This window comes from Bradyrhizobium sp. A5 (assembly GCF_042076515.1).
GTDB lineage: Bacteria > Pseudomonadota > Alphaproteobacteria > Rhizobiales > Xanthobacteraceae > Bradyrhizobium > Bradyrhizobium cosmicum.
In genome coordinates, this window is sequence record NZ_CP148990.1 from 5,851,872 (window position 1) to 5,871,827 (window position 19,956).

General features: G+C 65.7%; 16 protein-coding genes. 6 read left to right on the forward strand and 10 right to left on the reverse strand.

Translation table 11 applies throughout. The features are described from left to right. Positions 1-10: 10 nt before the first annotated feature. From WHZ77_RS27775 to WHZ77_RS27795, 5 genes are all read right to left on the reverse strand, one after another. On the reverse strand, positions 11-1,549 hold the full coding sequence (locus tag WHZ77_RS27775; RefSeq protein WP_375310870.1) for a hypothetical protein: 1,539 nt from the start codon (positions 1,547-1,549) through the stop codon (positions 11-13). A gap of 93 nt (positions 1,550-1,642) precedes the next feature. Continuing rightward, positions 1,643-2,602 (reverse strand): hypothetical protein, encoded by a 960-nt coding sequence (locus tag WHZ77_RS27780; RefSeq protein WP_375314825.1) that lies wholly within the window; start codon positions 2,600-2,602, stop codon positions 1,643-1,645. Positions 2,603-2,819: 217 nt separating this feature from the next. Continuing rightward, on the reverse strand, positions 2,820-3,317 hold the full coding sequence (locus WHZ77_RS27785; RefSeq protein ID WP_375310871.1) for a TPM domain-containing protein: 498 nt from the start codon (positions 3,315-3,317) through the stop codon (positions 2,820-2,822). A 5-nt stretch (positions 3,318-3,322) separates the two neighbouring features. Next, entirely contained in the window at positions 3,323-4,240 is a 918-nt protein-coding gene (locus WHZ77_RS27790) for a TPM domain-containing protein (RefSeq protein WP_375310872.1), read from the reverse strand. Positions 4,241-4,372: 132 nt separating this feature from the next. Further along, positions 4,373-4,981 (reverse strand): LemA family protein, encoded by a 609-nt coding sequence (locus WHZ77_RS27795; RefSeq protein ID WP_375310873.1) that lies wholly within the window; start codon positions 4,979-4,981, stop codon positions 4,373-4,375. A 158-nt stretch (positions 4,982-5,139) separates the two neighbouring features. Between WHZ77_RS27795 and WHZ77_RS27800 the strand changes: the two genes are divergently transcribed. From WHZ77_RS27800 to WHZ77_RS27810, 3 genes are read left to right on the forward strand one after another with little or no spacing between them, the layout of a single operon-like run. Next, positions 5,140-5,994 (forward strand): enoyl-CoA hydratase, encoded by an 855-nt coding sequence (locus tag WHZ77_RS27800; RefSeq protein WP_375310874.1) that lies wholly within the window; start codon positions 5,140-5,142, stop codon positions 5,992-5,994. A 4-nt stretch (positions 5,995-5,998) separates the two neighbouring features. Continuing rightward, positions 5,999-7,147: an acyl-CoA dehydrogenase family protein gene (locus tag WHZ77_RS27805; protein WP_375310875.1), complete on the forward strand. Its 1,149-nt coding sequence runs from the start codon at positions 5,999-6,001 to the stop codon at positions 7,145-7,147. A 15-nt stretch (positions 7,148-7,162) separates the two neighbouring features. After that, positions 7,163-8,359: an acyl-CoA dehydrogenase family protein gene (locus WHZ77_RS27810; protein ID WP_375310876.1), complete on the forward strand. Its 1,197-nt coding sequence runs from the start codon at positions 7,163-7,165 to the stop codon at positions 8,357-8,359. A 217-nt stretch (positions 8,360-8,576) separates the two neighbouring features. On the opposite strand, the gene WHZ77_RS27815 is transcribed toward WHZ77_RS27810, so the two are convergent. From WHZ77_RS27815 to WHZ77_RS27830, 4 genes are all read right to left on the reverse strand, one after another. Next, a protein-coding gene (locus WHZ77_RS27815; RefSeq protein ID WP_375310877.1) for an IS630 family transposase occupies positions 8,577-9,519 on the reverse strand; the annotation gives its coding sequence in 2 pieces (ribosomal slippage) (positions 8,577-9,182 and positions 9,184-9,519; 942 coding nt in all). Between the two features lie 87 nt (positions 9,520-9,606). Next, positions 9,607-11,931, reverse strand: a complete 2,325-nt coding sequence (locus tag WHZ77_RS27820; protein WP_375310878.1) for a xanthine dehydrogenase family protein molybdopterin-binding subunit — start codon at positions 11,929-11,931, stop codon at positions 9,607-9,609. A gap of 114 nt (positions 11,932-12,045) precedes the next feature. Further along, entirely contained in the window at positions 12,046-12,921 is an 876-nt protein-coding gene (locus WHZ77_RS27825; protein WP_375310879.1) for a dihydrodipicolinate synthase family protein, read from the reverse strand. Between the two features lie 65 nt (positions 12,922-12,986). Continuing rightward, positions 12,987-13,952 carry a VOC family protein gene (locus WHZ77_RS27830; protein WP_375310880.1) on the reverse strand — a complete coding sequence of 322 codons (966 nt, stop codon included), beginning with the start codon at positions 13,950-13,952 and terminating at the stop codon, positions 12,987-12,989. 173 nt (positions 13,953-14,125) lie between these two features. Here WHZ77_RS27830 and WHZ77_RS27835 point away from each other — a divergent pair, with 173 nt between their 5' ends. Next, positions 14,126-14,992 carry a S1C family serine protease gene (locus WHZ77_RS27835; RefSeq protein ID WP_375310881.1) on the forward strand — a complete coding sequence of 289 codons (867 nt, stop codon included), beginning with the start codon at positions 14,126-14,128 and terminating at the stop codon, positions 14,990-14,992. Then, positions 14,989-15,360, forward strand: coding sequence for a response regulator transcription factor (locus WHZ77_RS27840; RefSeq protein WP_375310882.1), 372 nt, complete (start codon positions 14,989-14,991; stop codon positions 15,358-15,360). Before WHZ77_RS27835 ends, WHZ77_RS27840 begins: the two co-directional genes overlap by 4 nt. A 10-nt stretch (positions 15,361-15,370) precedes the next feature. Here the strand turns inward: WHZ77_RS27840 and WHZ77_RS27845 are convergent, their stop codons facing one another. Further along, positions 15,371-17,707 (reverse strand): Tex family protein, encoded by a 2,337-nt coding sequence (locus WHZ77_RS27845; protein WP_375310883.1) that lies wholly within the window; start codon positions 17,705-17,707, stop codon positions 15,371-15,373. 1,067 nt (positions 17,708-18,774) lie between these two features. Here WHZ77_RS27845 and WHZ77_RS27850 point away from each other — a divergent pair. Beyond that, on the forward strand, positions 18,775-19,881 hold the full coding sequence (locus WHZ77_RS27850; protein ID WP_375310884.1) for a ring-opening amidohydrolase: 1,107 nt from the start codon (positions 18,775-18,777) through the stop codon (positions 19,879-19,881). The last annotated feature ends 75 nt before the right edge of the window (positions 19,882-19,956 follow it).

Below are 19,956 nucleotides of genomic sequence, written 5' to 3' on the forward strand. Positions count from 1 at the left end.
GGTGCTTTGGCTAACGCGTCTTGATGAAGCACATGCCAATGCGGCTCGAGGCCGCGGCAGCCTGACACGCGAGACCTTTAGCACAGCTCCATGACGTAAAACTCCTGTCGCCCGATTCCGATCCCGCATCTGGCAAAGAACAATGCGCGCCCCAGCCGTCCTGATATTCGGTGCCGGCGAGCTCCCGGCTGCCGCGCGTTTGCGGCCGGCTGGCAAATCCGCGTGAGAAATCAGGGCGTTTGCCCGCGGCGAACGCGATCAGGATGTCGCGGCGACGGAGCTGGTCGCCGACAAAATGCGGCGAGGCCGGCACGATGGCGGAATTGGACGGTTTGTCCGCCAGCCAGTCGACGCCCGGAAAATGGAAGCCGCCGATGCCGCGGGTCTGGTGGCAGCCGGCACAGGTGACGTCGTTGAGACGACGCTGGAAGCCCGCGACCGAACGGATGTTCTGCATGTCCCCGCGCGCCGCGGCCTGCTTCAGCGCGCTGACGACGTCGCTGTCGGTGAAGACGGGCTCGCCTTTGCCTTCCCCCTGCATCATGCCGAACTCCGGCTGCAGCGCGGAGGCATCGAGGCCGGCGGGCGTCGGCACGACCACGGCCCTGGCCAGAAACTTTTCGGGGATCAGCAACGTGCCGCGATCGAATGCGCGCAGATGATCGGGCGCGAACAGCCAATCCCTGAAATCGAGCCGGAGGTCATTGTCGACCAAAATCCGGTCGCGGTCGATCTGGTTCTCCAGCGTCGATTCCTCGAACGTCTTCGTGGCGGCGTTGTACTTGAAGACCTTCAGCAGATAGTCCGAACGAAAATCGTGCAGCGCCGATTTCGGCGCGATCGAGATCTGGATATTGGTCTCGATGCGGTCGAGCATAGCGTCGGAGGGATGGAAGCTGCTGCCGATCAGCCCCTGCCAGTCGCCATTATTGTCGAGCCAGCGCCGCGCGACCTCGGCGCAACTCACGGGTTTGCCGTTCGAAGCGACCTGGCGGGGATCGCGCGCCTTCAGCACCAGATTGAACGTCATCGGCAGACGCGTTGCTGTCCTGGTCCCATCCGATCCGGCGTCAAAGCGCGTGAGACGGTAGATCAGCCGGGTCTCGCCGCAGGACTCTTCCGACACGTAAGCGCGGTCCATGCGATTGACGATACCGGCGAGCACGAAACGCGTGTTGGCGGATTTCAGGTTGGCGCGGTCGAACAGCTGGAGGTCGAAGCCTTCGCCGACACCGATGGTCTCGGTCGGATAGGCCGCTGTCTGCCGGGTGATATAGCGCTCGAACTCGGCATCGATTGCTGGGGGAATGTCCTTCAGCTGTGGCAGCGACGCGAACAGCAAGTCGGTCGTGAGCGGAGAATTCGCGTTCCGCTCCGGCCACAGCAGCCGCGAGATCGTGAGTGTGTCGCCCTGATCGAGCTTGCGAAGGAGATCGGGATCGGTGATCGCCGTGCCGCGCGTGTACGATGCGTTCTCCGCGGCCGAGAGCGAAATAGCGCCGCCCAACACGACGACGGCAGCAACGAGAATTCGCAACGCGCGGCTCATGCTTCCAATAACACCGCGCGTGCCAGCCTATTCAAGCAAAAAGGCGCTTCACATGGTGGTGAAGCGCCCCTCTAGAGATCGGATATCGAACGCTCAGCGCGCGACGATCAGGCCCTTGCTGGTGACGACCACCCAGCGGCCGTCCTGGCGGCGGATTGCATCGACGCGGCCCACGCCGGGAATGGGGTCGCCGGCATAAACTTCGTAGAGGCCTCCGCGGCCTTCGATCAGCGCGCCGCCATTGGAGACGTCGCGCAGCACCCATCCTCCGACCGTCGGCAGACGGCCGACCTCGGTCTTGGGCGCGGCGGGAACAGGGGCCGGTGCGGCCGCTGCGGTCGCAACCTGGGTCGGCGCGATCGAGCCGGTGGTCTCCCTGGCGGGTGCCGCGGCGGCCTGCACAGGGGCGGCCGGCGGCGCGGCACGCAGCTTGTCGACGGTCTCGGACAGCTTTGCGATCTTGGCCATCGGCTCGGCCTGAGCCTTCTCGAGCTTGTCGAGGCGGTCGTTGGTCCGGTTGAATTGACCGAGGCCGGTCTTGGAGGTGTGCTCGACATTGGCCTTCAGCGCGACGAGATCGGCATCAATCCGGGCGACAGAAGCATCCAGCGCGCCGTTGTCGGCGACCTGCGTCGGCGCAGGGGCTGCGAAGTGCATCATGCCGGCGGTCGCAAGCGCACCGCTGATCGCGCCGACGCCCGCGGCGATCGCCACCACCGCAGCCATCGCCGACAGGCGGCGCTTGCCGCCAGTCTCGCGCGGTGCGTCCGCCTTCACATGCGGGGCAAACTCCTCGCGATCCCAGGAACGCTCGGACGGCGCCATGACGATGAGCTTGCCAAGCTTCGGCTCGGGTTTGGTCTCAGCCTTCGCTTCAACCTTGGCCTCGAACTTTGGCGGCTCGACCTTGACGGGATCCGGCTTGGGCGGCGCCTCATGGTCAGGGGCGATCGAGGGGGCCTCGATCCCGGCAGCTTCGAAACCCTGCGGCGCGCTCGCAGCTTCGTCGACGCTGGTCTGCTCACCGGTCCGTTGGGCAGCCTGCTCAGCCATAGGTTCGCTCACGGCTAAAATACTCCACTCTGGATTGACCTTTTGGTAACTTTCATTGCTTGCGAAATCCTTACCTCGGGACCCGCTTACCGAAATTTTAGGAAGTCTTCCGGGGCCGAATTGGGCCGGGAAAGTGGAACCGGTGTGGCGAGCGTGAAACAATTTGTAACCGGGGCAAGATGAACGGCCGCGCAACGAGACGCCCGCGTCTCTTCCGTCACATCACGACCGGCGCATCCGGCAGCTCGTTCACATGCGGGCCCTGCGGAGGAAAATGCCGCGACAGCTCGCGCGATACCGCCGCGATGCCGCCGATCACGCCGCGCTCGAACTGGCCGGAGGCGAACTCGGCCTCCATCGCGCGACAGATGCTCTCCCAACCCTCGCCGCCGACCTTTGCGTGAATGCCGCGGTCGGCCACGATCTCGACGTCGCGGTCGGCGAGCAGGAGATAGATGAGGACACCGTTGTTGTGCGCGGTGTCCCAGATGCGCAGATGCGAGAACACGTCGAGCGCACGCTCGCGGGCCGGCTGATTGCGGAACAGTGGCGCGCCATCCAGCGCGCCTTCGACGACGAAGCGGACCTGGCCGGAATGGGTGGCCTCGCCCTGCCTGATCGCCTGCTCGATACGGGCGAGCACGGCCTGCGAAAAGATCTGCTTCGCTCGCCAATGATGCTGCACGAGATGTCTGGCAATACGCTTGATGCTCATGACCGCTACCAGCTCCCCGAGGCGCCGCCGCCGCCAAAACTGCCACCGCCGCCGCTGAAGCCGCCGCTGCTCGACGAGCCGCTGCTCCAGCCGCCTCCCGAAGAACCGCTCGACCACGAGCCGCGGCGCGAGGGTCCCGCGGTTGGGCCCATCGCTGCAAACAGATCGGCAATGAACCCGATGACGAAACCGAGCGCGCCGAGACCGAGGGCGAGCGCGAAGGAGCCGAGAATGAACCAGGTCAGCACGGCGATGACGCCGCCGGTCGCCAACGATCCAAGTAACCGCCCCAGCATGGCACGGAAGAACCCGCCCACGCCCAGAGAGGCGAACAGCGTCACAATGAAGAGCGGTGCGAGATCGTCCAGATTGCCGAAATTCACGCTGGGCGAAGGGACCGGCAACGGTTCGCCGTCGATCACGCGGATCATGCGATCGACGCCATCGGAGATGCCGCCGGCGAAATCGCCGCTCCTGAATTTGGGGGTGATGATCTCGTCGATGATGCGCCGCGAGGTCACGTCGGTGAGCACGCCTTCGAGGCCGTAGCCGACCTCGATGCGCAAATGCCGGTCGTTCTTGGCAACGACGAGGATCGCGCCGTCGTCGACCTTCTTGCGGCCTATCTTCCATGCCTCGGCAACGCGGATCGAAAATTGCTCGATCGTCTCCGGCTGCGTCGTCGGCACGATCAGGACGGCGACCTGGCTGCCCTTGCGTGTCTCGAAGTCACGCAGCTTTTGCGTGAGCGCGGCGACGTCGCTGCTGGAGAGCGTGCCGGTCTGATCGACGACGCGGCCGGTGAGTTGCGGGACGGCGACGTCGGCCGCGGCGGGGAGGACGAAGGCGAAGGTGAGGAGGAGTGTGAATACGAGAGCTAGCGGCGAGAAGGCCCAGACGGCTCGCCGCAACCTCGCTGTCATCGCCCGGCTCGACCGGGCGATCCAGTATTCCAGAGACACCAGCGGATGACCGAGAGGCCGCAGCGTACTGGATTCCCCGCCTTCGCGGGGAATGACAGTGGTTGGGATGGCGCCCATTTTCAGCTTACGGTGCTACTTCGACGGCGCGGGGGCCGGGTTGAAATCAACCTTCGGCGCGGTCGATATTTCCTTCTCGTTCTCGACCGAGAAATTCGGCTTCTCCTTGTAGCCGAAGATCATCGCGGTGAGGTTGCTCGGGAAGGAGCGGATGGTGACGTTATACTCCTGCACCGCCTTGATGTAGCGGTTGCGCGCCACCGTGATGCGGTTCTCGGTGCCCTCGAGCTGCGACATCAGGTCCTTGAACAGGGCATCTGACTTCAGCTGAGGGTAATTCTCGGTGACGACCAACAGCCGCGACAGTGCGCTGGAGAGTTCGCCCTGGGCGGCCTGGAATTTCTGGAAGGCTGCGGGGTCGTTCAGCACCTCCGGCGTCGCCTGGATGCTGCCGACCTTGGCGCGCGCATTGGTGACGCCGAGCAGCACGTCCTTCTCCTGCTGGGCAAAGCCCTTTACCGAGTTGACGAGATTGGGCACGAGATCGGCGCGGCGCTGATACTGGTTCACGACCTCGGACCAGTTGGCCTTGATCTGCTCGTCCTCGCTCTGGATCGCGTTGTAGCCGCAATTGGTCAGGCTGAGCGAGGCGAGCGCCGCCAGCACGGTGAGGATCTTGCGCATCAAATTTCTCCCGGTGGAATCGGGGGCAACCTAGCAGATTGGGCACGAAAAGCAGCCGATTTACGCAAGCCTCTTGCCGATCCCCTTGCCTATCTCTGGCCGACATAGTCAACTTGACGGAACAATAAGACAGACTGGAAACGCTGAGGGGGAACGCGATGTCCTCGTTCGAGACCATCCTCGTGGAACGGCCGGAGCCGGCGATTGCCCGGATCGTGATGAACCGGCCCGATGCGCGCAACGCGCAGAACCTGCAAATGACCTACGACCTCAACGCCGCTTTCGACGAGGCGGTGCAGGACGAAGCGGTCAAGGTCATCATCCTCGCCGGCAACGGGCCGCACTTCTCCTCCGGCCACGACCTCCGCCCCGGTGGCAAGAATGCCGCGGGCGTCGATTTTCCACCGGTAGGAAATTGGGGCGGCTTTGCCGAGCCCAACGCCCATGGCCGTTTCGCGCGCGAGCAGGAAATTTATCTCCAGATCACCCGGCGCTGGCGCAACCTTGCCAAGCCGACCATTGCCGAGGTGCACGGCAAGTGCATCGCCGGCGGCCTGATGCTGGCATGGGCCTGCGACCTCATCGTCGCCAGCGACGATGCGCAGTTCTGCGATCCCGTCGTCACCATGGGCGTCTGCGGTGTCGAATGGTTCGTGCATCCCTGGGAGCTCGGCCCGCGCAAAGCCAAGGAATTCCTGTTCACCGCCGACAGCTGGAGTGCGCAGGAGGCGCATCAGCTCGGTATGGTGAACCAGGTCGTGCCGCGCGCGGAGTTGTCGTCGCGGGTGCTGGATCTGGCGCGCCGGATCGCATCAAAGCCGTCGTTTGCGCTGAAGCTGACCAAGGAAGCCGTCAACCGCTCGGTCGATGTGATGGGCCAGCCGGCTGCGATCGACCAGGCCTTTGCGCTGCATCAGCTCTGTCACGCTCACAATCTTCAGGAGTTCGGCATGGTGGTCGATCCATCCGGACTGCATCCCTCCGTGCGCAAGCCGCCGGCGGCCGCGGAGTAGCGACATGGACCTCAATCTCAGTGACGAGCAACGCCTGCTTCGCGAGAGCGCGGAACGCTTCGTAGCCGAAAGCTACGATGCCGATCACCGTCGCAAGACGGCGAGCGATCCGCTCGGCTTCAGCCCTGCGGTGTGGAAGCAGTTCGCCGAGCTCGGCTGGCTGGCGCTGCCGATCCCGGAGGAGTTTGGCGGACTCGGCGGCGGCGCGGTCGAGATCGGCATTTTGATGGAAGCCTTCGGCCGCGGGCTGGTGTCCGAGCCTTATGTCGCGACGGTGGTGCTCGGAGCCGGACTGATCGACCGATGCGGCAGCGCGGCTCAGAAGCAGGCAATCCTGCCTGAGATCTCGGGCGGATCATTGAAGCTCGCCTTCGCCCATTCCGAGCGCGCGGCGCGGTTCGACCTCGCCAAGGTCGCGACCGCTGCCAGCAAGACGGCGCAAGGCTGGCGTCTGTCCGGCAGCAAGATCGCCGTGCTCGACGGCCACGCCGCCGACGAGATCATCGTCTCCGCGCATATTCACGATCACAAGGGGCCATCGGGACGGATCGGACTGTTCCTGGTAACGGCAACGGCGCCGGGTGTAGCCGTCAGCGACTACGAGCGCCTCGGCGGCGGGCGCGCCTGCAACATCGAACTGTCCGACGTGCATCTGCCGGAGGATGCGCTGCTCGGCGATGGGCACGACGCACTGCCGGCGATCGAATGGGCCGTCGATCGCGCCATGGCCGCGCTCGACGCAGAGGCGGTCGGCATCATGCAGGTGCTGCTCGACACCACGCTGGAATACACAAAAATCCGCAAGCAGTTCGGCCGGCCGCTCTCCGCCAACCAGGTGATCCGTCACCGGCTCGCCGACATGGCGATGCAGGTCGACGAGTCACGCTCGATAGCATTGCGCGCCGCGCTGAAGGTTGACAGTCCGCCGGTCGAGCGCGCACGGGCGGCTTCGGGCGCGAAGGCGAAGATCGGCAAATGCGCGCGCTTCATCGGCGAGCAGTCGATCCAGCTCCACGGCGGCATGGGCGTCACCGAGGAGCTCGAGGTCGGCGCCTATTTCAAGCGGCTGGTCGCCTTCGACACCCTGTTCGGCGGCAGCGCGCATCACTATGGCCGCCACGCCCGGCTTGGCCGCACCATCGTCCCCGCCTGACACAAGGAGCGCATCATGGACCTGTCGTTCAATGCCGAGGAGCGCGCCTTCCAGGACGAGGTGCGCGGCTTCATCGCCAGAAATCTCACCGAGGAGATGAAGCGCGCCACCGCGCTGACGCCCTCGGTGTTCTCCGACCCCGACATCGGCATGGCCTGGCAGCGCGTACTGCACAGCCGCGGCTGGGGTGCGCCGGGCTGGCCGGTCGAATACGGCGGCCCGGACTGGACGCCGGCGCAGCGCTGGATTTTCGAGACGGAATCCGCACGGGCCGGCGTGCCGAACGTCAACGTGATGGGCGTGAAGATGGTCGGGCCCGTCATCATCGGCTTCGGTTCGCCGGAGCAGAAGAATTTCTACCTGCCGCGGATTCTCTCCGGCGAAGACTATTGGTGCCAGGGCTATTCCGAGCCGGGCTCCGGCTCCGATCTGTCCTCGCTGAAGACGCGCGCCGTGCGCGACGGCGACGACTACATCATCAACGGCACCAAGATCTGGACCACACATGCCCATCATGCCAACCGCATGTTCGCGCTGGTGCGCACCAGCGACGGGCCGCGACAGCAGGACGGCATCAGCTTCATCCTGATCGACATGAAGACGCCAGGCATCACCACGCGGCCGATCCTGACCATCGGCGGCGATCACGAGGTCAACCAGGTGTTCTTCGACGACGTGCGCGTGCCCGTCGCCAACCGCGTTGGCGAGGAAGGCAAGGGCTGGACCTACGGCAAATATCTGCTCGAGTTCGAGCGCGGCTCGGGGATCGCCTCGGCGAAGCTGCGCGAGGGGCTGAAGGCGATCGCGGACCTTGCCGAGTCGGACCTGACGGGACGCGCGATCGACAGTCCCGATATCGCGGCGCGCATCTCGGAGGTCGAGGTCGACATCGACACGCTGGAGATGACCGAGCTGCGGGTACTCTCGGCGCTCCAGACTGGCCAAAATCCCGGAGCGGTGTCGTCGATCCTGAAGCTGCGCAACAGCGAAATCCGCCAGGCCGTGACACGGTTGGGGGTCGACGTGATCGGCCACGACGCGCTCGCCGTCGAGCCGATGCGCCCGCTCTACAAGCTCAACCACGAGCCGCCGACACCCGAGGACATGCTGACCGTCGTGCCGGAATATCTCAACGGCCGGGCCTATACGATCTTCGGCGGCACCTCGGAGATCCAGCGCGACATCATCGCGAAGATGATGCTGGGGATTTAGCGCTCGTAGCCTCAACAAACTCGCTGTCGTCCCCGCGAAGGCGGGGACCCATATCCACAGGCGGACGTGATTGCGAAGACTCGGAGTTACGGGTTCGTGCCACAACCATGTCCTGTGGTTATGGGTCCCGGGCTCGCGCTTTGCGCGCCCCGGGACGACAGGTGAGTTTGAGGCAGCAGTTCGCGCAACAACGCGCTTCTCTTAGAGCGTGCTGTTTTTATACGGAAACATAGCCTGAATTTTTGAGATAGTTGGCGCATTCCTGCGCGGAGAAGAGGTCGAGCAGTTCACCGACCTTGCGCCAGGTTGCCTCGACGTCACGCGGCTCTGCAGCTCGCATCAGATGTTTGAGCTTGGCGAAGACCTGTTCGATCGGATTGAGGTCGGGACTGTAGGGCGGCAGGAAGAGCAGATGCGCTCCGGCGGCGCGGATGGCATTGCGGGCGGACTTGCCTTTGTGACTGCCGAGATTATCGAGGATGACGACCTCGCCTTTTGCCAGCGTTGGCACCAGAACCTTCTCGACATAGAGGGTGAAGAGTTCCCCATTGATGGGGCCGTCGATGACCCAAGGTGCGCTGATCTGGTCGTGCCGCAGCGCTGCAATGAAAGTCATGGTCTTCCAATGACCGAAAGGCGCGGATGCCTGGAGCCGCTGTCCACTCGGACCCCAGCCGCGCAGTGGTGCCATGTTGGTCTTGATCCAGGTCTCATCGATAAAGATCAGGCGTGAAGCGTCAATCTTGCCTTGATGGGCCTTCCAGCGCGTTCGTTTACGAGCGATATCGGGGCGATCTTGTTCGGCCGGCAGGATCGTTTTTTTTGAAGCTCAGCCCTTCGGCATGCACAAACGTCCACACGGCCCGCACATCTGTCTTGATCCCGCGTGCTGCCAACTCCTGTGTCAGCTTCCGTAAGGTGAATGGCCCAGAGAGAACGCGCTTGCGTAGCCAGTCGGCATGGGCACCGGATAGAACCGGCCTCTTGTGACCACCAATCTTGCCAGGCGAAACGCCTCCAGTCTCCCGCCTCAGATTCTTCCACTTCGTTACACAGGACGGGCTGATCTCAAGCGCCTCTGCAATCGAGCGAACCGTCTCCCCTGCGTCAGCCCGCGCCAGAGCCCGTTCACGAAGGTCTTCCGAATAGGGTCGCGTCATCCATGCTGGCCTCCGTCCTCCAGCATGAACTTTGAATCAGAAATCGGCTCCCCTGGGAATCCCGATTCCGGTAAAAAACAACATGCTCTAGCGCGCCGCCTTCGCGTCCCGGATCGCCTTCCAGATCTTCTGCGGCGTCAGGGGCGTGTTGAGCTGGGTGATGCCGAGTTCGGCGAGCGCGTCCATCACGCCGTTGGTGACGCAGGGCGGGCCGCCGATGGCGCCGGATTCGCCACAGCCCTTGGCGCCCAGCGGATTGGTGCGGCATGGCGCGGAATCATCCAGCGTCACCACGATCGGCGGAACGTCGTCGGCGCGCGGGATGCAGTAGTCCTGGTAGCTCGCGGTCAGGAGCTGGCCGTCGGCATCGTAGGACACGCCTTCGTACAGCGCCTGGCCGATGCCCTGCGCGACGCCGCCATGGATCTGGCCGGTGACCAGCATCGGGTTCACGGCCACGCCGACGTCGTCGACGGTGGTGTAGCGCACAACCTTGGACACGCCGGTCTCCGGATCGATCTCGACCTCGCAAATGTGGGTGCCGTTCGGCCAGCTCGGACCGTCGACCTCACCTTCGGAATCGACGCTGAGCTTGGCGCCGCCTTCCTTCTCAGCGAGGTCGAACAGGCTGATGCGACGGTCGGTGCCGACCACGGTCAGCATGCCGCCCTGGTACTCGATGTCCTCGACCGAGGTTTCCAGCACGTTCGCCGCCTTCTCGCGCGCCTTCTGGATCAAATCGTTCGACGAGACCGCGACCGCCGTGCCGCCGACGAACAGCGAGCGCGAACCAACGCTGCCGAAGCCCGTGGCGAGATCGGTGTCGCCCTGGACGACGTCGATCTTGTCCATGGCAATGCCGAGCGTATCCGAGATCATCTGGGTGTAGGTGGTCTGCAGCCCCTGCCCCATTGCCATGGTACCGGAATGCAGGATGACGCGGCCCTCCGAGGTCGCGTGCAGGCTGACCTTCTCGGTGTGGGCGCGGCCACCGGTCCATTCGATATAGGAGGTGAGCCCGCGGCCGTAGAGCAGGCCCTTCTTCTTCGCGGCCTTCTTGCGCGCGGCAAAGCCGTCCCAGTCGGCGAGCTTCACGGCACGATCGAGCATGTGCGCGAACGCGCCGGAATCGTAGACCTGTCCGGCCGCGTTGGTGTAGGGCAGCTGCGCCGGCTTGATGTAGTTGGCCTTGCGGATCGCACGCGGATCCATGCCGATCTTGCGCGCGGCGGCGTCGAACAGGCGCTCGACGATGAAGACCGCCTCAGGGCGGCCCGCGCCGCGATAGGCGCCGACGGGCGCAGTGTGGGTCATCACCGACTTCACCTCGAAATGCACCAGCGGCAGATCGTAGACGCCGGTCTGCACGAACGGGCCGAGCACCAGCGGAATGATGTTCGCGGCACCCGAGGAATAAGCGCCGGTGCAGCCGATCGACTTGACGCGATAGGCCAGCACCTTGCCCTTCTCGTCCAGCGCGAAGGAGGCGGTCGAGGTCAGATCGCGGCCGTGGGTGCCGCCGACGAATTCGTCGGTGCGGTCGCCGCGCCAACGGATCTTCTTGCTCAGCTTCGTCGCGGCGTAGGCGACAATGCCGTCTTCGGGATAGAGATTGGTCTTCTGACCGAAGCCGCCGCCGATGTCGCCGACCAGCACGCGGACGCTGTCCTTGGGTCGCTTCAGCACGGCTTCCGCCAGCACGTCGCGGGTCGAGGCCGGGGTCTGCGACTGCACATGCAGCAGGAGACGGCCGGTCTTCTTGTCGATCTCGGCAATGGTCGAGCGCGGCTCCATCGCGGAGGGCACGAGACGCTGGCTGACGATGTCGAGCTCGACCGTATGCGCAGCCTTGGCGAAGGCTTCATCCGCCTTGGCGGCGTCGCCATAGCTCATCGCGCCGACGATGTTGTCGGGCGCCTCCGGCCATACCACGGGCGCGCCCGGCTTGACGGCTTCGACGGGATCGACCACCGCAGGCTGCACGTCATACTCGACCACGATGGCTTCAGCCGCGCTCTGCGCCTCGCTGCGCGAGGATGCGACCACGGCGGCCACGGCTTCGCCGGCATAGCGCACGATTTCATGGGCGAGCAGGCGGCGCGGCGGCACCGTCATCGGCTTGCCGTCGGGACGCTTGAAGATGCTCAAGGTCGGGATGGTGCCGATGTCGTCCTTGACGAGGTCGGCGCCGGTGTAGATCGCGACGACGCCGGGCATCGCGGCGGCGGCGCTGGTGTCGATCGAGACGAGCTTCGCGTGGGCGTGCGGCGAGCGCAGCACATGCAACCACAGCGCGCCCTCCTCCGGCTTGTCGTCGATGAACTGCCCCTTCCCGGTGAGCAGCCGCTGGTCTTCCAAACGCTTGACGGGCTGGCCCGCTCCGAAACGCAAATTGCCGGGAAGAATGTTCATTCCGCTGGGTCCTCAGGGTCTCTTGAAATGCGGCAGCCTTTTAGCGGATCGGGGCAGGCGAGACCAGCCGCGGTTTTGGGCGGCGGGACCGTGGATTCGTCATGCCCTGGGGGTCTAACCTAGCTCCCTGAGCGCCGCTTCCACGATCTTGCGCGCGTCGTCCGTCAGCGGGGCCTGCGGCGGGACAGGATCGCCGACGTCATAGCCCTGGCTCGCGAGCCCGGCCTTGATGCAGGCGGCGAGATTGAAGCGCGCGAAGGCCTCGTTGATACGCCACAGCCTGCGCTGCAGAGCCATGGCCTCGTCCCAGCGGCCGGCCTTGCAGAGCTCGTACAGCGCGACGCTCTGGCGCGGGATGATGCAGGCCGGGCCCGCCATCCAGCCGAGCCCGCCGATCAGCATCACCGCGGCCGGGATATGGGCGGAGGCCGAGAACACACGCAAGGCATCGCCGCAACGGTTCATGATCGAGAGCAGCCGGCCGGTATTGGTCGAGGCGTCCTTGATGTAGCCGATGCGCGGATGCGCGGCGAGGCGCGCGATGACGTCGAGAGTCAGGTCGGAACGCTGGAATTGCGGATTGGTGTAGATGACGACGGGAATATCCACCGCGTCGGCGATGCTGCGAAAATAGGATTCCACCTGCGCGTCCGCGAGCGGAAAATACGCCTCCAGGATCGCCAGAATGCCGTCGGCCCCGAGCTTCTGATACGCCTTCGCCTGCGCCACCGCATCAGCCGTCGACGTGGAAGCGACGCCGGCCACCACGGGCACGCGGCCCTTCGCGGCCTCGATGGTGGTCTGCACGACCGCCGTGCGCTGCGCGGCGTTGAGATAGGCGAACTCGCCGGTCGAGCCCAGCGGCGTCAGCCCGTGCACGCCGGCGCCGATCAGGTCGTCGCAGAGTTTCGCCAGCACCTTCGTGCGGACCGCGCCGTCGGCATCGACGGGCGAGACGAGATAAGGGAAGACACCGTGGAATTCGGACATGTCGGCTGTGGCTCCCGGAAAGCAGGTTTGCGCCTTGCGGTTCCTAGCAATGCCCGAGCCTGCGATCAAACCCTGAGCAGCCGCACCCGCGTGCCCCAGGGATCGATCGCCTCCACACCGTCCGCGAGCGCCGTGATCCGCGCACCGCCCTTGCGCAGGCGTTCCTCCTGCGCGGCGAGGATGTCCTGCTTCGCCGTCACCAGCGAGAACCAGGCAAGGCCGGTAGTGGCATCGTCGCGCGGGCCGGCGCCCTGGCTCTGCCAGACATTCATGCCGAGGTGATGATGATAGCGGCCCGACGACAGGAACGCGGCGCCGTTGCGCTTGCAGGTGGGGTCGAGGCCGATCGTGCCGTGATAGAAGCTCTCGGCCAGCGCGAGATCGCCGACGCGCAGATGCATGTGGCCGACGCGCAAGCCCTCCGGCGCCCTGGCATAGTCGGCGACGCGCGTATTGGTCAGCGACAGCAGGTCGGGGATATTGAGCTCGTCGGTCGCCATCTTCACGCTGCCCTCGCTCCACTGCCATTGCGAGGGATCGCGGTCGGCATAGACTTCGATGCCGTTACCCTCGGGATCGTCGAGATAGACGGACTCGCTGACGAGGTGATCGGCAAAGCCCGACAGCGGCACGCGATGCGAGGCGGCTGCTACCAGCCAGCGCGCGAGGTCCCTTCGCGTCGGCATCAGGAAGGCGGTGTGATAGAGGCCGGCGGCGTTGCGCGGCTCGATCATCGCATCGGGGCGGGCTTCCAGCACCACCAGCGCAATACCACCTGCGCCGAGCCTGGCCGCGCTGGCGGAGCGCTCCATCACGGTGAGGCCGATCACGTCACGGTAATAATCGGCGACCTTGTCGAGATCCTTCACCCGCAGCGTCACCATGCCGACCCGCATCGGCGTTCGGCTGGCATAGGTCGGCCCGCCGCCCTGCGGCGTGCCCTCGGCGCGCGCCGCAGCCGCGGCCGCCATCGCAAGCGAGCTGGCGCCGGCAAGTTGAAGCAGGGTGCGGCGGGTGAAGTCGATGGTCATCAATCAGGGCTCGTTGGAGGCCATTTGGCGCGATCCCGGAATTGCTACACGTTCCCGTGAGCGCCTCCCAATCACATGTTCGTCGGCCGTGCTCCACCGGAGGACTGGCCACACGGGCAGTTTCGCAATCAGCCGCGACATCCCAGATTGAAGACAGCTTACAGGAGCCCGCCATGACCGATTCCACGCCTCCGTCTTCACTGTCGTCCGCGCTCGCGGATGTCGTGGCGCACGCCGCGCCGTCCGTCGTCTCCGTGCATTCGCATCGTAGCCGCGCCACCGGCTTCGTCTGGAAGCCTGGCCTGATCGTCACCGCCGACGAGGCGCTGGCCGACGAGGGCGAGGTCCGGATCGGCCTTGCCGACGGCAGCGCGGTCGCCGCGACAATCGCCGGCCGCGACCACACCACCGACATCGCGCTGCTGCGCGCCGATACCGGCATCGCCCCGGTCAGGCTGGCTGCCTCCGTTCCTCCGCTCGGCGCGCTGTCGGTCGTGGTTGCCACCGATCGCGACGCTCCAAGCGCGGCGCTTGGCATGGTGTCGGCATCCGGCAAGGGCTGGCGCTCCTTGCGTGGCGGCGACATCGATGCCCGCATCGAGCTCGACCTGCGCCTGCGCTTCGGCCAGCAAGGCGGGCTCGCGCTCGACGCATCGGGCGAAGCCTTCGGCATGGCCGTGCTCGGACCGCGGCGGGTGCTGGTGATTCCGACGGCGACGATCGCACGGGTTGCGGCGCAGCTCGAGACGCGCGGCCGTATCGCGCGCGGCTATCTCGGCCTCGGGCTGCAGCCGGTGCGGCTCGACGACGGCATGGGCGCGATGGTGATGAATGTCGACCAGGCCGGGCCGTCCGCCACCGCCGGCATTCGCCAGGGTGACGTCATCATCGCGGTCAACGATCAGAAGCTGTCCGGCGTGCGCGCGCTGTCACGGATGCTGGGCCCCGCAAGCGTCGGCGCCGTGGTCGATGTCGCCGCACGCCGCGGCGGCGAGCCGGTCAGCTTCAAGGTCACGGTCGGCGAGAGGCCGGAGGCGTGAGCGGCGATACAACGCCGGAGATCGTGCTGTCGCTGGAGATCGACGATCCCATTCTCGCCGATCGCCTGGCAGCTCTGCTCGGCAACGTGACCGGGCTTCGCCTCGCCGCGCCCGGCGAGCAGGCCGCGGCGACGGTTGTCGCCCGCGATCCGGTCAGCATGCCCGATGATATCGCACTGACCCAGCGCGAGCTCGACGTGCTCGCATTGATGGCCGAGGGCGCCTCGAACAAGATGATCGCACGCCAGCTCGGCATCTCCGTGCACACGGTGAAATTCCACGTCGGCTCGCTGCTCGACAAGCTGGACGCGACCGGCCGCACCGACGCGGTGGCACATGCGGCGCGCCGCGGCGTGATCGAGCTCTAGGCAGCGCGCCTCACGCGCGCTTGCCGCCGTTCTTCTCGGCCGCGCGGCGCAGCGCCTCGGCGAGCGCGCCGCCGCCGCCGGAGGACTCCTGCTTGCGCGGCGCCGACGACGTCATGCGGGCGGGATTGCGCGTGCTGTTGTCGCGCTGCATGCCGGGCGCGTCCTTCTTGGCGCCGACCTCGTCGTCGAGCCGCAGCGTCAAGGAGATGCGCTTGCGGGCGACCTCGAAATCCAGCACCTTGACCTTGACGATGTCACCGGGCTTCACCACCTCGCGCGGATCCTTGATGTAGGTCTTCGACATCGCGGAGATGTGCACGAGGCCGTCCTGATGCACGCCGATGTCGACGAAGGCGCCGAAGGCGGCGACGTTGGTCACGGTGCCCTCGAGGATCATGCCCTTCTGGAGATGCTTGATCTCCTCGACGCCCTCCTTGAACACCGCGGCCTTGAACGCCGGACGCGGGTCGCGGCCGGGCTTTTCCAGCTCGCGCAGGATGTCGGTGACGGTCGGCAAACCAAAAGTCTCGTCGACGAAATCCTTCGGCTTCAGCGTGCGCACGATCTCGCTGCTGCCGATCAGCGCCTTGATGTCGCTCTTGGTGGCCGCGAGGATCCGGCGCACCACCGGATAGGCTTCCGGATGCACGCCAGACGCATCGAGCGGGTCCTCGCCGCCGAGGATGCGCAGGAAGCCGGCGCACTGCTCGAACGCCTTCGGTCCGAGCCGTGGCACCTCCTTCAGCGCCTTGCGCGACTTGAACGGGCCGTTGGCATCACGGTGCGCCACGATGCTCTGCGCGAGACCGGAGCCGACGCCCGACACGCGCGCCAGCAGCGGCGCGGACGCGGTGTTGACGTCGACGCCGACCGCGTTCACGCAGTCTTCCACCACCGCATCGAGCGATTTTGCAAGCTTGGCCTGGCCGAGGTCGTGCTGATACTGGCCGACGCCGATCGCCTTCGGCTCGATCTTGACGAGTTCGGCGAGCGGATCCTGCAGGCGCCGCGCGATCGAGACCGCGCCGCGCAGGGTGACGTCGAGACCGGGCAGTTCCTCCGAGGCGAAAGCCGAGGCCGAATACACCGACGCACCGGCTTCCGACACCACGATCTTGGTCATCTTCAGCTCGGCGAGGCCCTTGACGAGATCGCCAGCGAGCTTGTCGGTCTCGCGCGAGGCTGTGCCGTTGCCGATCGCGATCAGCTCGACGCGATGCTTCAGCGCCAGCTTGCCGAGGATCGCGAGCGCCTCGTTCCACTGCCGCTGCGGCTCGTGCGGATAGATCACGGCGGTATCGACCACCTTGCCGGTCGCGTCGGTGACGGCGACCTTGACGCCGGTGCGGAAGCCGGGATCGAGCCCCATGGTGACGCGGGTGCCGGCCGGCGCGGCCAGCAGCAGGTCGCGCAAATTCGACGCGAATACGCGCACCGCCTCGGTCTCGGCCGCGTTCCACAGCCGCATGCGAAGATCGATGTTGAGATGCACCTGAATCTTGGTGCGCCAGGCCCAGCGCACGGTGTCGACCATCCAGCGGTCGCCGGCGCGCTTGAGGTCGGCGATGCCGAACCGCTTCATGATCTTCAGCTCGTAGACTCCCGGCACGCCCGGCGGCGGCGGTTCTTCGGCCTGAATTTGCAGATCGAGGATTTCTTCCTTCTCGCCGCGGAACATCGCGAGGATGCGGTGCGAAGGTAGCTTGGTCAGCGGCTCGGAGAATTCGAAATAGTCGGCGAATTTTTCGCCCTCGGTCTTCTTGCCCTCGCGCACCTTGGAGGCCATGCGCGCATTGGTCCAGACGTCTTCGCGCAATGCGCCGATCAGGTCGGCGTCCTCGTCGAAGCGCTCGACCAGGATGGCACGGGCGCCATCGAGTGCGGCGGCGGCATCCGCGACGCCCTTCTCGGCATTGACGAAGGCTTCGGCCACGACTTTCGGATCGTTGCCGGGCTCCGCCATGAGCTGATTGGCGAGCGGCTCGAGGCCGGCTTCCTTGGCGATCTCGGCCTTGGTGCGGCGCTTCGGCTTGAACGGCAGATAGATGTCTTCCAGACGCGCCTTGCTGTCGGCGGCGAGAATGGAGGCCTCCAGCGCGGCATCGAGCTTGCCCTGCTCGCGGACCGATTCGAGGATGGCCTTGCGGCGGTCTTCCAGCTCGCGCAGGTAACCCAGGCGCTCCTCCAGGGTGCGCAATTGCGCGTCGTCGAGCGCACCGGTCGCTTCCTTACGGTAGCGCGCGATGAAGGGAACCGTGGCGCCACCGTCGAGCAGCGTCACGGTCGCCTCGACCTGCTCCGCCCGTACCCCAAGCTCCTGCGCAATTTTCTGGTTGATATTTGCCACGCGAGAATCCCTCTATTCCAAGCACGCAAGGCGGCGGCGAACCACCGGCAGCGGGACGCCGCTTATGGACCAACCAAGGATGATTCATCAAGGTGCGGCGCGCAACCGTCGACAGGGGATTTTTTTGCCGAACCGATGCGATCTCGCCACAATCGTGGGGATGTCGCTGCGTCGGCATGATGTACGTGTCCCGGACGCGCTGCAACGCACCGCACCGGACGATGCTTCGCATCGCCGGGGGCGCTGCGCTGCGTCCGGGGCGCGGGAGCGGAATGTGACGCGCGCTCGCAATGACGGAGTATGAGGCAATGGCGCCGCTCTTTCGGTTCGCACTTTGAATCTCAGACACGCCTTCTCATTCTCGCGGCGCATTTCGCCCGAGCTTTGCTTCTTCTCTATACCCTCCAATCCAAGAGGGCGCAGGGAAGACCGGGTGCCGGCGGGCACCCGCGGTCCGCTGCGCGAAAGGCACACGCAAAGAGACCGCACAGCAGCATACAGGTGTCGCCGATCACTCGGCCTTCCCTGCGCGATGGTCGGACGGCTTATGCCGCGCTCTCCCGGGAGCCGAACTTTCCTTCTGGCCTCCCTCGCCCTGCGAATTGACGATGCCGTCCGCCCGGTTGGGCTCGCGCACATCTCCGCTCAAGGCTTGACCGTAGCAACGACGGCCAGGACCACACGGTTTTGCCGTACGCATCAGCGCCGCTCGTCCGCACATGGCCGCGGGCTCACAGGGACTACCCGCCCTGCCCTCGACCTCTTGCGCACGACGCTGCCGCGTCCACCGCAGGCCCGGCTCGCATATCGTGACGACGTACGATCGCCCCTCAAGGATGAGCCGGGATGGGCGACACATACGATATTTCCGAATTTCGGTAAATCGGAATATTTTTCAGGGCGCAGCTTGACTCTTTGGCGAAACAGGGCGACAGCGACCATCATCTCTGCTGTCATTCCGGGGCGCGCCCCTTGGCGCGAGCCCGGAATGACGCAGACTGTTGCACTTGACAGACGCCTCCGTTCCACGCCTTTTTGATCCCGCCGGACCACTCTGAGGACCAGTCATGCCAGCCACATCGGTCGGCGTCTTCAAGATCGCTACCAGGGGCCCCGGCGACGTTTCCGGCCTCATGGCCATGATCGGCTCCGGCGCGATCGACGCGACATCGATCCTGGCGATCCTCGGCAAGACCGAGGGCAATGGTGGCGTCAACGACTTTACCCGGGAGTATGCGGTGGCCGCGCTGTGCACGGCGCTGGCGCCGCAGCTCGGCCTTTCCGCGCACGAGGTCGAGCAGCGCATTGCCTTCGTGATGTCGGGCGGCACCGAGGGCGTGCTCAGCCCGCATATCACCGTGTTCACGCGGCAAGAGATCGATCAGCCACCAGCGGGTCTGTCCGGCAAGCGCCTGAGCATCGGCATGGCCCACACCCGCGACTTCCTGCCCGAAGAGCTCGGCCGCGCGGCACAGATCGCGGAGACGGCGAAAGCCGTGAAGACCGCCATGGCGGATGCCGGCATTTCTGACCCGGCCGACGTCCATTTCGTGCAGATCAAGTGCCCGCTGCTCACCAGCGACCGCGTCGCGGCGGCGAACGCGCGCGGCAACAAGACCGCAACGACAAGCGCCTACAGCTCGATGGCCTATTCGCGGGGTGCTTCCGCGCTCGGGGTTGCGGTCGCGCTCGGCGAGATCGCCTCCGACGTCGGCGATGACGACGTTCTGCGCCGCACTGATCTGTTCTCGAAGGTCGCCTCGACCTCGTCCGGGATCGAGCTGATGCACAGCGTCATCATCGTGCTCGGTAACTCCACATCTTCCGCGAGCGCGTTCGAGATCGGGCATGACGTGATGGACGATGCGATCGACGCCACGGCGGTGGTGGCGGCATTGCAGAGCGTCGGGCTCGGTGCGGATCCGCAGCCGGGCCGCGAGTTCGTCAACATCTTCGCCAAGGCCGAGGCGTCGCCTGATGGCAGCGTGCGCGGCTTCCGCCACACCATGCTGGAAGATACCGACATCAGTTCGACACGCCATGCCCGCGCGGCGGTCGGCGGCCTGATCGCGGGCCTTGCCGGCACCGGCGCGATTTATGTTTCCGGCGGCGCCGAGCATCAGGGTCCGGCGGGCGGCGGGCCGGTTGCGGTGATCGTCCGACTGGCCTACTGACGCAGACCTCTCCGCCCGGCGCAACCCTGCCCCTCGCGCCGGCTCAGTTGATTCACGCGGGCCCTTGCGAAAAAG